At 45.5% G+C, this 11713-nt stretch carries 15 protein-coding genes and 1 pseudogene; all 16 read left to right on the plus strand.

What is annotated here, in order from left to right; genetic code table 11:
* Positions 1-363, plus strand: a 363-nt coding sequence (locus AADEFJLK_RS17660; protein WP_211299250.1) for a hypothetical protein, incomplete at its 5' end; no start/stop codon positions are given.
* Positions 347-922: a FlhC family transcriptional regulator gene (locus tag AADEFJLK_RS17665; RefSeq protein ID WP_170065159.1), complete on the plus strand. Its 576-nt coding sequence runs from the start codon at positions 347-349 to the stop codon at positions 920-922. The genes AADEFJLK_RS17660 and AADEFJLK_RS17665, both read left to right, overlap by 17 nt.
* Positions 923-1176: 254 nt before the next feature.
* A complete protein-coding gene (gene traA / locus AADEFJLK_RS17670; RefSeq protein WP_103975183.1) occupies positions 1177-1557 on the plus strand; it encodes a TraA family conjugative transfer protein in 381 nt (126 codons plus the stop codon).
* A gap of 149 nt (positions 1558-1706) precedes the next feature.
* Positions 1707-4427 carry a beta strand repeat-containing protein gene (locus AADEFJLK_RS24110; RefSeq protein ID WP_146054645.1) on the plus strand — a complete coding sequence of 907 codons (2721 nt, stop codon included), beginning with the start codon at positions 1707-1709 and terminating at the stop codon, positions 4425-4427.
* 113 nt (positions 4428-4540) lie between these two features.
* On the plus strand, positions 4541-5086 hold the full coding sequence (locus AADEFJLK_RS17690) for a transglycosylase SLT domain-containing protein (protein ID WP_103975187.1): 546 nt from the start codon (positions 4541-4543) through the stop codon (positions 5084-5086).
* Positions 5070-5711, plus strand: coding sequence for an OmpA family protein (locus tag AADEFJLK_RS17695; RefSeq protein ID WP_170065161.1), 642 nt, complete (start codon positions 5070-5072; stop codon positions 5709-5711). Before AADEFJLK_RS17690 ends, AADEFJLK_RS17695 begins: the two co-directional genes overlap by 17 nt.
* Before the next feature lie 2 nt (positions 5712-5713).
* Entirely contained in the window at positions 5714-5995 is a 282-nt protein-coding gene (gene traL, locus AADEFJLK_RS17700) for a type IV conjugative transfer system protein TraL (RefSeq protein WP_170065162.1), read from the plus strand.
* Positions 5996-6000: 5 nt separating this feature from the next.
* Positions 6001-6627: a TraE/TraK family type IV conjugative transfer system protein gene (locus tag AADEFJLK_RS17705; RefSeq protein ID WP_103975190.1), complete on the plus strand. Its 627-nt coding sequence runs from the start codon at positions 6001-6003 to the stop codon at positions 6625-6627.
* The gene (locus AADEFJLK_RS17710; RefSeq protein ID WP_103975191.1) at positions 6624-7673 is read left to right on the plus strand and encodes a TraK domain-containing protein; all 1050 of its coding nucleotides are present in this window, start codon (positions 6624-6626) and stop codon (positions 7671-7673) included. Before AADEFJLK_RS17705 ends, AADEFJLK_RS17710 begins: the two co-directional genes overlap by 4 nt.
* Positions 7674-7690: 17 nt before the next feature.
* A complete protein-coding gene (locus tag AADEFJLK_RS17715; protein ID WP_103975192.1) occupies positions 7691-9214 on the plus strand; it encodes a TraB/VirB10 family protein in 1524 nt (507 codons plus the stop codon).
* Complete coding sequence (locus AADEFJLK_RS17720) at positions 9150-10031, plus strand: thioredoxin domain-containing protein (RefSeq protein ID WP_170065163.1); 882 nt, start codon at positions 9150-9152, stop codon at positions 10029-10031. Before AADEFJLK_RS17715 ends, AADEFJLK_RS17720 begins: the two co-directional genes overlap by 65 nt.
* On the plus strand, positions 10012-10467 hold the full coding sequence (gene traV, locus AADEFJLK_RS17725) for a type IV conjugative transfer system lipoprotein TraV (RefSeq protein ID WP_103975194.1): 456 nt from the start codon (positions 10012-10014) through the stop codon (positions 10465-10467). The genes AADEFJLK_RS17720 and traV overlap by 20 nt, the downstream gene beginning before the upstream one ends.
* An 8-nt stretch (positions 10468-10475) precedes the next feature.
* Entirely contained in the window at positions 10476-10781 is a 306-nt protein-coding gene (locus AADEFJLK_RS17730; protein ID WP_146054647.1) for a hypothetical protein, read from the plus strand.
* 57 nt (positions 10782-10838) lie between these two features.
* Positions 10839-11225: a hypothetical protein gene (locus tag AADEFJLK_RS17735; RefSeq protein WP_103975196.1), complete on the plus strand. Its 387-nt coding sequence runs from the start codon at positions 10839-10841 to the stop codon at positions 11223-11225.
* Positions 11206-11475 (plus strand): hypothetical protein, encoded by a 270-nt coding sequence (locus AADEFJLK_RS17740; protein ID WP_146054648.1) that lies wholly within the window; start codon positions 11206-11208, stop codon positions 11473-11475. The genes AADEFJLK_RS17735 and AADEFJLK_RS17740 overlap by 20 nt, the downstream gene beginning before the upstream one ends.
* Positions 11476-11505: 30 nt before the next feature.
* Positions 11506-11613 (plus strand): annotated as a pseudogene (locus AADEFJLK_RS17745) (IS66 family transposase); the annotation flags it as partial.
* Positions 11614-11713: the final 100 nt, after the last annotated feature.

Here is an 11713-nt window from a genome sequence, read left to right on the forward strand (position 1 = left end):
AACCGCCTTAACTCTACGCAATCCGGCCAAGATCGGGTGGCGGACGCAATTCCGTCACCTCCACCCGATCCGGGCTTATTCGCGTTCTTTTTCTCGCATAAGATCAAGTGCCGCCTTATCTTTCTGATGCATGCCAGAGAGCTTGCCAAATTGTATCCCGTAGAAGCAATTTGGGTGCTGGGCATTTCTGCGAAAGAAGTTGAAAATATCTCGAAATTGACGATTGAAGAGATTAATGAATTGTCAAAATGCGGACGGACTTTAATGCGTATAAAAATACCCGAAAAACCTAACAGGGTTGTTGGTATACAGGGGCTGACAATATTGATGAATGCCGAGGCCGGTAATGAACAAGCTGCGTGAAAGGCAAGACCAATATATTTTTGCCGAAAAAATTGTGAATTTAGGTGGCCGAGCAACTTTACTCGAAGCACTTCTTGGCATAAACAAGCGTGCCGCATCGATGCTTTTTAAGGCCATTGCCCTACAGTCTTCAAGGGGTGGTCTTTTGCCTTACGATCCAAATTGGATTGTTAAAACGCCCATCAACTGTTTACATTCTTCGTACTTTTACAGCATCTTCCATAATATTGAGATGGGTTCGCCCAAGGAAGCCGATAAAAAAATCCTGTTTGTTGGCGCGTATGCAATTTATAAAACTATTTTTGATTCTAGGATATTTCCTATCGAAAGGGCCTGGCATGTCTATTTGCAAATTACATGCGGGAATTATAAGTTCACCCAATGCACGCGTTGCCAATGTCAGTATCTAACTGTCAAAAGCTATCCAGTTTTATATCAAAACTGTCCGGTTTGTGATGTCGACATTGATTCTCACAAAAGAAGGCGCTGGACTCAAAGACGGAGAATGATTTCCCCGATTAAGCCGAGTGACGCGGGGACACTTCTGAAGCGCGTGTAGGAAAAAACAACTTAGGCATAAAAAAAGCCCCATTATGGGGCTTTTTTTATGCCTCAACTTTAAAAAAACATCGCAAGCCGAAATTAACTTATGTATTGAAATGGGTTAAAAAAGGCTCTATTTTTTAGTCGAGTTGAATTATACCAAAAAATCGATACTTTTCGCGCTTATCATTTCATTGATTTTATTTAACAATAGTCTTGCCGATGAAGGCATTTTTTTTACCCCATTTAACTACATTACGGTAAGCAAATATGATTAAACAAACCGAAATCTCCCTTTTGGACGCATTAAAATTAACGTTCCAATTGGCTTTACAAAAAACCCAAAAATTCTTCACCAAGCATTATAAAGATGCGCTGATCTTCTTCGGCTTGCTCGTTGCATTGGTCGTTTTCCAAGAAGCTTCGTTCGCGGGAACCGACGGCGATGATTTTGCCGATATTTACACCAAGCTTGAATCCTGGTCTAAAGGCACCCTAGGCAAGGTTATTGCCCTGGGCATGTTCTTGGTGGGTCTTGCCACGGGTGTTGTCCAGCAATCCATCATCGCTGTCGTTATAGGCATTTCCGGTGCCCTCTCCCTCTACTACGGCCCAGCGATTATCAACTCAGTGGTTTCGGGCATCGTCTAAACCCCCTTTATAACCCTCCAGGGGGTTATTTTTAAACGACAAACGCCCCTTCAATCTAACCAAGATCAAAATCTGTAGTTGGTCGGCAAGGGGGGGGGCGTTTTGATCCGTCAAGGACTATTTAATCCAGACATTAATGCGAGAAAATTATGGCCACCACTTACAATTTTTCAACATTTACAGGTGCTACTAAAACATTTAGTGCCTTCCTGCCTACAGACATCATCTACTTCAACAGTGACAATATTAACGCCGGTCAAGCCGTTTTTACGGTCAATGCCACTGGCGATGCGGTTATGACTATTGCCGGCAAGGCTCTCACCTTCACCGGCCTTACGATTGACAATTTAACGACAGCCAACTTTACTTTCTCGAACGGCGGTCAAGTTTTGATTGGCGACATTAAAGACAATTCTATCAACAATAGTGTCCTATCGGACTACATCGACGGGCGTGCCGGAAACGATACTGTTTCTTACGATAGCGCCATCGCCGCTGTGACAGTAAACCTTGCCACCGCGACCGCACAAAATACGTTGGGGTCGGGTATTGACACCTTGGCCAATATTGAAAACCTGAGGGGCTCACAATTTAATGACACCTTGATCGGTAATGCGCTGGCAAACACCCTGGACGGCGGTTTGGGGATTGATGTCCTGATCGGCGGTGACGGCAATGACAATTATTTGGTTGACAATCCGTTGGATCAGGTTTTAGAGGCTGCCGCCGGAGGCACTGATACAGTCAGCAGCACGGTTGATTATATACTTGCCGGTAATGTTGAAAACTTGATCTTACTCAACAACGCCACTAACGCCATTGGCAACGCGTCTAACAATATCATCACCGGCAATACCAGGAACAATATCCTTAATGGCGGCACGGGTCAGGATACAATGATCGGCCTAGGTGGCGACGACATCTACATCGTCGACAACGCCAATGATAAAGCCGACGAAACCTCCGTCGGCAGTTCGGGTATTGATACCGTATTGACGTTGGTCAATTACACCCTCGGCAACAACGTCGAAAATCTAAAATTGATCGGTGTTACTAATTTAAATGGCACCGGCAATGTCGCCGACAACGTTATTTTTGTCAATTATGGCAATAACATTATCGACGGCGTGAGCGGCAACGACACAGTGTCATACCAATTCGGCTCAACCCGCGGCGTGACGGTCAATTTATCATTAGCGACCCCCCAAAATACATTGGGGTCAGGCACTGACACCTTTATCAACATTGACAACCTGGTTGGCAGCACTTTTAACGATACTCTCACTGGCGATGTCAACGCCAACAAAATTGAGGGCGGCTTGGGCAACGATCTCCTAAACGGCGGCGGTGGTAACGATACCCTGTCGGGCGGTTTTGGTGACGATACTTACATCGTGACATCAACGACCGGTTATACGATTGTCGAAACCGGAGGACAAGGGACGGACACCATCAATACGGATATCTCTTATAATTTAAGCGCATACTCTTCGCTCGCCAACATCGAAAACTTGACATTGACGGGTACGAACGCCGTCAACGGCACCGGTAATGCCGCCAACAACACCCTTATAGGTAATAGCGCGTCCAATATCTTAACCGGACAAAACGGTAACGATATCCTAGATGGTGGGGCAGGTTCAGATATTTTGCTTGGTGGTGCAGGAAACGACACCTATACCATCGATGACTTGGCTGATTCGATTATTGAAAACGCATCCGAAGGCAGTGACACCATCAACGCTTCGATCACTTACACCGTTTCTGCCAACGTTGAAAACTTGACCCTCACAGGCGCTGCGGCTATTAATGGTACAGGCAATGCAGATGCCAATACTATTACCGGCAACGCTGCCAATAACGTATTGAGTGGTGGTGACGGAGCCGACAAACTGTTTGGAGGGTTGGGTAACGACACCTTGGATGGCGGTGCTGGGGTTGATACCTTGACGGGCGGTGACGGCAATGACAGTTATTACATTGACACGCCATCGGATTCTGTTGTCGAAAATACCAAAATTGTTGCCGGTGCGACCGTTCAGGAAGGAACGGACACGATATTCAGTGCCGTCACTTATAAAATTGCGAGTGCCAATGTTGAAAACCTGACGCTAACGGGTACGACGAACATTAATGCTACCGGAACCGACCTAAATAACGTTGTGATAGGTAATGCTGGTAACAACATTTTGAGCGGCGCAGGCGGTAACGATACTATTAATGCTGGTGACGGTAAAGACACCTTGGATGGGGGAAAAGGTGTCGATACGATGCGCGGTAATCTCGGTGACGACCTTTATATCATTGATGATGTCGGTGACCGGGCGATAGAGGCCGCTTCTGAAGGTTTTGACACCGTGCAATCCAGTGTCAGTTTCACCTTAGGGGTTAATGTTGAAGTATTGACCTTAACCGCCACGTCTGTGATAAATGGGATAGGCAATGCTGGCAACAATATGTTGACCGGCAATTCCGCAAACAACATATTGTCCGGTTTGGATGGTGACGACATTCTTGATGGTGGCGCAGGGACAGATAAGTTGACTGGCGGCAATGGCAATGACATCTTCAAGTTCACCGCCGTAGGAGACACCAAAGTTGCGGCTCCTGATATTATCACCGATTTCACGGCTGGTTCGGACAAAATGAATTTTGCCAACCTGCACACCGCCGCTGTGCCTTTAATTTTACTGACCGACAAGGGGGCGGACTTCACCCATACTCCCGGAGAAATTAAATTTGCCGCCTCCGGTTCTATCAGCGCCGACACCACCGTTAGCGTCGATTTGAATGGGGACGCTACCGCTGATTTTTCTGTTTTGCTGACGGGCTATTCGACAAATCTCACAATCACCGACTTTATCGTATAACCACTGGCTTTCTGTCTGGTCGAATTATACCACTTTTTTGATACTTTTTGATCAGACAGAATCCATAAAAATAGTTTAAAATACCCATAAAAGATTAAATATACTTAAATTTTATGCGATATTTTATAATTATACTCATTATTTACCCTTTTTATGTGTCCGCTGACTCTTCCGTCCTTAAAGAGAGCTTGTGGGCGAAAGCGTCCCAACTCGCCGGCGTTCGCCCTAACACGCTATATAGTATTGCCTTACAGGAATCCGGCATGCGCTGGCATGACCACACGTTTAGGCCATGGCCATGGACTATTCATGTTAACCAAGGCGGTATTGGCATCAAGTCTGGACCCTACCGTTACCCTACCAAAGATGTCGCCGTAAAAGCCCTGACCGCCATGCTTGAGCAGGGGGTTAACAATATCGATGTCGGTCTAATGCAAGTTAATATCCGCTGGAACGGCCATAGGATCAAGGATAAAAAGCTGCTCATGGAGCCCGCTGTCAATATTATGGTGGCGGCGGGCATTTTAAAAGATATCCATGTCGGCAACGATGTACGTCTGGCGGTCGCACGCTACCATTCCTTCAATGCTGGCCGTGGCGCAGCGTATTCCACTAAAGTTAAACGTTACGAGATTATCCTTGATGAACAATTTGAATAAGAAATTAATTACGTTGATCGTCACCTTAAAACAAGTATCCGCATTTTTAATGATGGCGGGTTGCACCAACCATTTTCTCAAAACCGATGACGATTGCCATTTCGTTATAGAAACCACTTATTCCCAACCAGTGGTTTGCAATTTGGATTACGCGTTAATAATGGGTTTTCAAAATCAAGCTGTCATCGAACCCTCGTTTCAGCACGCATTGACTTTACCATCCCGCTTACAGCCCACATCCGTTAACGTCACCACGCGTCCTGTCCAGTCGTCCGAACAGGAAAATGTAAACGTCAATACCGTTTACTTTGCTTTTGACAGCATCACGTTGTCTGATCCTGAAACCGAAAAATTAAACCGGTTTATATCCCAAAATGCCCCGCGTGGCATATTGCATATTAAGATCACAGGGCATACGGATTCGTATGGAAGCACGCCTTACAACCAACGCTTATCCATGCAGAGAGCCGAAGCAGTTAAACAGTATCTAATCAACAAAGGCGTAAAAGCCTCCCTTATTTCGACACTTGCATTCGGTGAACAAGCACCCGCTGCGGTTAATTCGACAGAGTCAGGTCGCGCATTAAACCGCCGATCAGACGTTTATCCAGTCACGAGTAAATGACCATGCGCCAAATACCTAATTATTTAGATGACCCCCAGCAATTGCTGTTTTGGGAATTTGATGAATTCATCTTGCTTTCTATCATGTTCGCCATAGGCATCATGGCAGACCATTTGGGCATGTTGTTGGCCGCTGGGCTGTTCTTAGTGAAAATTTATAAAAAGTTCAAAGATCGCCAGTCTAATGGGTTTTTAATCCATGCTTTGTATTGGAATGCTGGCATCAATGCGAAAGATAAGTTTCCCACATCGCTACCCTTGTCCTTTATCAAATATTTCCATTAAAGATCATGAAACATAAAAATTTCACCCAAAAATGGCTGGGACTTCAAGATTCAAACAAATTCCTGAAAATTGTTTGCGGCTTTTTGCTGTGCGTTAATTTAATTTTAGTTATTGGTGTGTTGAACACAGAAAAACTTGTGGTATTGATTCCACAAGGTTTGTCAGAACAAGCCGATATTGCCCAGAACAAAGCTTCGGAAGGTTATAAGAAATCTTGGGGCATGTACGCAGCGACCCTCCTAGGCAACATCACACCAGAAAATGCGGACTTTATCCTGTCATCACTTAATGACATGGTTACCCCGGATATTAAGCTATTGCTGAATGACCAAGTACGCGCTGACTTACAAACGTTAAAAGAAGAACGGGTATCGTCCACTTTTGAAGTCAAAAAAGTGTCTTACGAACCTGAAACCGACAAAGTATTTGTTACAGGCAAGCATTGGATCACAGGTGTAGGCGCCAAGTCAGCTTCATCCGCCCAGACGTTTGAATTCAAAATAGACATCAGAAATTACGCCCCAGTTATTTCCCACCTGGCATTGTATGAAGGCGAAGCGAAAATTGTTGCCGTTGTAAAAAGGGATGCGGCTAAAGAACAAACCAAAAAAGACCAGGAGAATGGAAAATGACAACGTTTCTGAAACACCGATCGGCCATCAAGCCGTTGATTGTCGCATTATGGCTATCCCCATCTTTTATTGTCGTTGCTGAAGATTCTCCACCATTAATGGAGCCTCCATTTATAGACGCACAGGCGCAATCGCCCGATCCTGTTACTACAGCTCCGGCTCCTGCACAGGATGTAACAAACGCATTGCCTGTTCAAGATGAGCAAAACAGCTTACCACCGCCAGAACTTTCGCCTGCGCGAGTTCCCCCCCAAAAACCACAAAAACGCCCACCCTTATTGGGCGTAAAAGCACCAGAACAAACATTAACGAAGCCTGATAACCGCAGCCTGAAAACAGGCGTGACCATCAATTCAAAGCAAGGCGTTACTGAAACGGTTGAAATTGCCAGAAACAAGCTCAACCGCATAGTCACACCTTACCTAAACCCTAAAGTGCTGACGGTCGACAATGTTGAAACTAAAATTGACGGATCGGCGGTGTATGTCGCCACCGACATGGAATCCCCTGTAAGCCTGTTCATCTCAGATGTCGAAACAGGCCAAGCAACATCGTTGCAATTGTTGCCCGTGAGCCTCGGCACCCCAGTAGAAATCCGTATTGAATCCGACCGTCAAGCTGATGCTAATAACCCATCACTAGGATTGGCGTCACAATCGGACAAACCCTTTCGCCAAGAATCGGATTACTTGTCTGATATAAAAATCATGATGCAATCCCTCGCCAAACAACAAGTCCCGTCCGGCTTTTCACTTGATGAAAAAGCTAGTGGGATGGGTGTTTCAACCCTGTGCCATAACCCCAACTTAGCATTCAGTTACGGACAAACCTTTGTTGGTCAAGATATGCACATCGTTGTACTGGTCGCCGAAAACACCAGTTTATCACCCAAAATTTTCGAAGAGGCATTTTGTGCCAGTGAATCCGTAATGGCCGTTTCATCCTGGCCAAAAATCCGTTTGAATCCTGGCGATAAAACTGAAATTTTCGTCCTAATCCGCCATGGTCAGGAACGTGATGTCGAATACCGCCCATCTTTACTCTAATTTATCGGACTTGACGCATGAACGACCTCATGAAACGGCTGGCGGAATTTTATGGAAACCTTGATCCCAAAAAGAAGCAGCAGATCATGCTGTTGGGAGGTGGTGGCATCATCTTTTTATTATCTGCCATTATAATCGTCGCCACCTCCGAAAATGGCGACATTACGCCCACAAAAAAACCACGAAAAATTGAATACAACCTATTCAATGGCAAAGATCCCCGCGAAGTATCACTGGATGCTTTGGCCGCGAAAGTTAAAGGCGTAACCCAAGATTTGACCGAAATCCGGCTAAGCTACCAACAGCAAGACAAAAAAACAAAAGAGATTGAATCTCTGTTGATCGAAAACAATAGGCTTATTAACGAGCAAAACACTCAAATTAAACAGCGATATGACGAGTTGGAGAAACGGGTAGCGAACACTCAAGAGGTTTTGCAAAACCAAGTACCTTTACCCCCTATACCGGGCGATCATAAATCAACTGGACCTAATGCCAGACCTGAACAAAATGGATTTGAACCCGCCTCCAAACAGCCGCCGAACATGAACGATCCAGATACCGGGGTTGACACAGGTCTGAAAATCCGAGTCATCTCTGGATTTGGCGAGGAAGGCAAAAAAACGAAAAATGGCGGTTCCGCACCCGCACAAACCAGCACAATGGCAAACAGCACGGAACTCGCGGCAAAACGCCAACAGCGCAACCGTATTATGGAGACGGTCAATATCAAAAGGCCTGATACCGTTACCGGCTTGCCTGACGTTTATCTGCCTTCAGGCACAATGTTAAGCGGAGTCCTAATGACAGGTCTGGATGCGCCCACGTCGAACCAGTCGCGGATGGATCCTTTCCCAACATTATTGCGTGTCAAACACGAGGCCTTATTGCCTAATAAATATCGCATGGACATTGCCGAATGCTTCGTCATCGCCAGCGGCTATGGTGATTTGAGCTCTGAGCGTGCCTATATGCGTGCAGAAAGGCTATCTTGTGTCAAAAAAGATGGCACAGTCATAGAAACGCCGATGGATGCCTACTCTGTTGGTGAAGACGGCAAGGCGGGCGTGCGCGGCCGCTTGGTCAGCAAAAATGGGCAAGTCATCGGCAACGCCTTGCTGGCCGGGTTCGTGTCCGGTTTGGGTAAGGCGTTCACACCCCAACGTGTCCAGCCATTAGCGCTGAATCCTTCCGGTACCAGCCAATTCCAATATCCATCACCCGAAGCAGTAGGTGGACAGGCTATTGGTGGTGGTGTGCATTCTGCGGCCGACCAACTTGCAGCGTATTATCTGGAAATGGCTAAAAATATTTTCCCGGTCATTGAAGTGGATGCTGGGCGAAGCATCGACTTGATCCTGGTGCGAGGCATGTCTCTCACCGGCAAATCCAGAAGTACCGCCGTCTTACCGGATCGCGTCACCAATACCACCTATGGCCCCGTCACCAAACATCACGGAACTTACGGCGCCATTAGTGGCAGTTCAAGTGGTCTCATGGGCACTATTAGCGGTTTCTCAGGAACCGGCAACTACCGATAAAAGAATTTATATGAATCAATATATCCCCCTTTTTTTACAGCATTTTTTCAAAAAATGTGCTCACCTTGGTGTATTGGCAGTTTTATTTATCCCCATACTGACAACTGCGCAAACTGGCAGTAGCCCCACTACCGACACGCAAATCACGGCCGATGTGAAGGAGGTCATGCGGAGCATTGATGAAGTCAAACGCCTACCAGTAACGGGGCTCTCCTTTATCAAAGCCGGTGAAAAATCATTTTTGATTACCGATAACGGACATTTTGTAGTTGCCGGAAATTTTAAGCTGGTGGACATGTGGCGGGGCAAGCAAATTACGTCAGTAGCGGACACCCAAGGCATTGAAAAAGTAGATTTGCGTAAGATCGGCATTAACCCCGACGATTTGTCCACGTTGACTGTCGGTACCGGAAAAAGGGAAGTGACCATATTCACCGATCCGCAATGTGACCATTGCCACGACCTGATTAGCCAGATCGAAGCCCTTTCAAAAGACTACACATTCAAGCTGGTGGTTGTGCCGGTACTGGGTAGCAAGTCCGCTGAACTGACTAAGCAACTGCTATGCAATAAAGACAAAGGCCAATCCGTTCAGGCGTTGTTGTCCAAGGATTACTCAAAACTCCCCCCATTAATCAGGCAGGAAGGTGTTTGTGACCTCAAACCCTTGCAAAAAGCAGTGGTCGCAACAAAAATGCTCGAAATTCAAGCTGTACCTTTCATTTACCTGCCTTCGCACAATACTTTTAAGGGTTCTGTCAAATCATTTAAAACCTTACTGGAGAAAGACCTTGAAGATGAAATTAACGGTAAATAAATGCTTAGTTCTGGTTCTCGCCGTTTTAACGGCAGGGTGTTCCAGTTTTAGCCTAGGCAAAAGCGATTTCTCTTGTCCTGGCGGTGTCGATGGTATCCACTGTAAGTCGGCCCGCGAGATTTATAAGGCAACCAACAATAGTGACTTTGTGAAACCCGATAAAAATTCTGGTGATCCCAACGGTAAAATTGAGACCATCCGCGTTAATGCCGGCCCGGTTCCAGTACCAACCATAGAACAACCCATTCCTATTAGAACGCAACCACAAGTGATGCGAATCTGGGTTTCACCTTGGGAAGACAACGACGGAGACCTTCATGCTGACGGTTTCATCTACACGGAAATAGAGCCGCGCAAATGGAATTTGGGCGGCAGATTCTCCTCCCCGTCCGGCATCATCGCGCCGCTCAAAGCCAAACAGACTCCACCTAAATAGGTTAAGCCATGTATTTTCTTGCCCTCATGAAAAATGTAGCTAAATTTGTCGCTTCATTATTTCAATTTAGTGCCGCTGCCAAAAAACATACGGCTATTCACGATTCACGGTTAACACTGATGAAAATGTCGGTTTTTTTTGTGGTTTCGGTTTTATTGTCAGTGCCTTATGCCTGGATATTAAGTGGCCCCTTGGCCTTTCTATCATTTTGGCAAAAGTCTTTTATTTTGTTGGTATCCTTGGCGGTTATCTTACCGGCCTTACACAAACCGCTGGTAAGATTGGCCAGATATCTACTGATACCTGACAAATAGACCATCGTGGCTCCAACACAAACCGCATCACATTTAACCCTTATTTAAGAAAAGCCAATGGACAAAGAAAATCAAAACGGCATACCAGACGACACCTTTTTAATCGAGCAGGTCATGGAGCGCGTAAAAATCGCTCTCCCTCCCCAATTTATCAATGCGTTTGATCAGTTTTTTCCTGATTTTGTAATTCCCGATTGCGAATTATCCGACGCGCTTTCCTGTATTGATCCCGTGCCGTCTGAGTCCCCCTTAGTCGGGACAGCTATACCATCCGGCGATTCTGATTCAGTTTGCAAGCAAGAAGATTGTAAAAATCCTTATCGTACTGGTAAGCCGGGGTCTTGGCTCGTTCCCACCGATGAAAACTGCAAAAATCCGTTGTGCCTACTCTGTGATGGCTTAGTTGATGTTTTAAGGTGTAATTATGAAAGATCATTTTCTTGAAATGGCAAACACCATTTTTGGAGTTTTTGTTTTTTTATTTTTCTTATTGCCGATGTTTAGTTTTTTGATTTTGCTTTCTCCGCGCAAATTCATTATTTCTTATAAAAGACGTTTATCAAATTCGGATAATGACCTTTTTATGAATTCCATAGATGATTTGGAATTTTCTTCATTAGTGCCTTACTTTTTTATTTTTCTTATTCTTGCTTATATTTTAGCATTGGCTTGTTTTTTCATTGTTAAGTTATGATTATCTACACCGTCAATCAAATCCTTGAGTTACACCTTAAAACGGTGGCCCGCCCTGATCCGTTATGCGGAAACCGGACATCTGCCGATTGACAACAACCCCGTGGAAAATTGCATCCGGCCCATTGCGTTGGGTAAGAATTATGCTCAGTCCGTTATTATGCATAGTTCGCCTGTAGTCAACTGCGAAGCCGCATAACGGCGCGATTTACAGCACCACATGACTGATTTTAACTCAG

The organism is Methylovulum psychrotolerans, assembly GCF_002923755.1.
GTDB classification, from domain to species: domain Bacteria; phylum Pseudomonadota; class Gammaproteobacteria; order Methylococcales; family Methylomonadaceae; genus Methylovulum; species Methylovulum psychrotolerans.

Bases quoted from the DNA above. Each gene is read 5' to 3' on its own strand.
- AADEFJLK_RS17730 (WP_146054647.1), top strand. From the start codon at position 10,476: ATGTATTTTCTTGCCCTCATGAAAAATGTAGCTAAATTTGTCGCTTCA.
- AADEFJLK_RS17705 (WP_103975190.1), top strand. From the start codon at position 6,001: ATGAAACATAAAAATTTCACCCAAAAATGGCTGGGACTTCAAGATTCA.
- AADEFJLK_RS17715 (WP_103975192.1), top strand. From the start codon at position 7,691: ATGAACGACCTCATGAAACGGCTGGCGGAATTTTATGGAAACCTTGAT.
- traL (WP_170065162.1), top strand. From the start codon at position 5,714: ATGCGCCAAATACCTAATTATTTAGATGACCCCCAGCAATTGCTGTTT.
- AADEFJLK_RS17665 (WP_170065159.1), top strand. From the start codon at position 347: ATGAACAAGCTGCGTGAAAGGCAAGACCAATATATTTTTGCCGAAAAA.
- AADEFJLK_RS17735 (WP_103975196.1), top strand. From the start codon at position 10,839: ATGGACAAAGAAAATCAAAACGGCATACCAGACGACACCTTTTTAATC.
- AADEFJLK_RS17740 (WP_146054648.1), top strand. From the start codon at position 11,206: ATGAAAGATCATTTTCTTGAAATGGCAAACACCATTTTTGGAGTTTTT.
- AADEFJLK_RS17710 (WP_103975191.1), top strand. From the start codon at position 6,624: ATGACAACGTTTCTGAAACACCGATCGGCCATCAAGCCGTTGATTGTC.
- AADEFJLK_RS17690 (WP_103975187.1), top strand. From the start codon at position 4,541: ATGCGATATTTTATAATTATACTCATTATTTACCCTTTTTATGTGTCC.
- AADEFJLK_RS24110 (WP_146054645.1), top strand. From the start codon at position 1,707: ATGGCCACCACTTACAATTTTTCAACATTTACAGGTGCTACTAAAACA.
- traV (WP_103975194.1), top strand. From the start codon at position 10,012: ATGAAATTAACGGTAAATAAATGCTTAGTTCTGGTTCTCGCCGTTTTA.
- traA (WP_103975183.1), top strand. From the start codon at position 1,177: ATGATTAAACAAACCGAAATCTCCCTTTTGGACGCATTAAAATTAACG.
- AADEFJLK_RS17695 (WP_170065161.1), top strand. From the start codon at position 5,070: ATGAACAATTTGAATAAGAAATTAATTACGTTGATCGTCACCTTAAAA.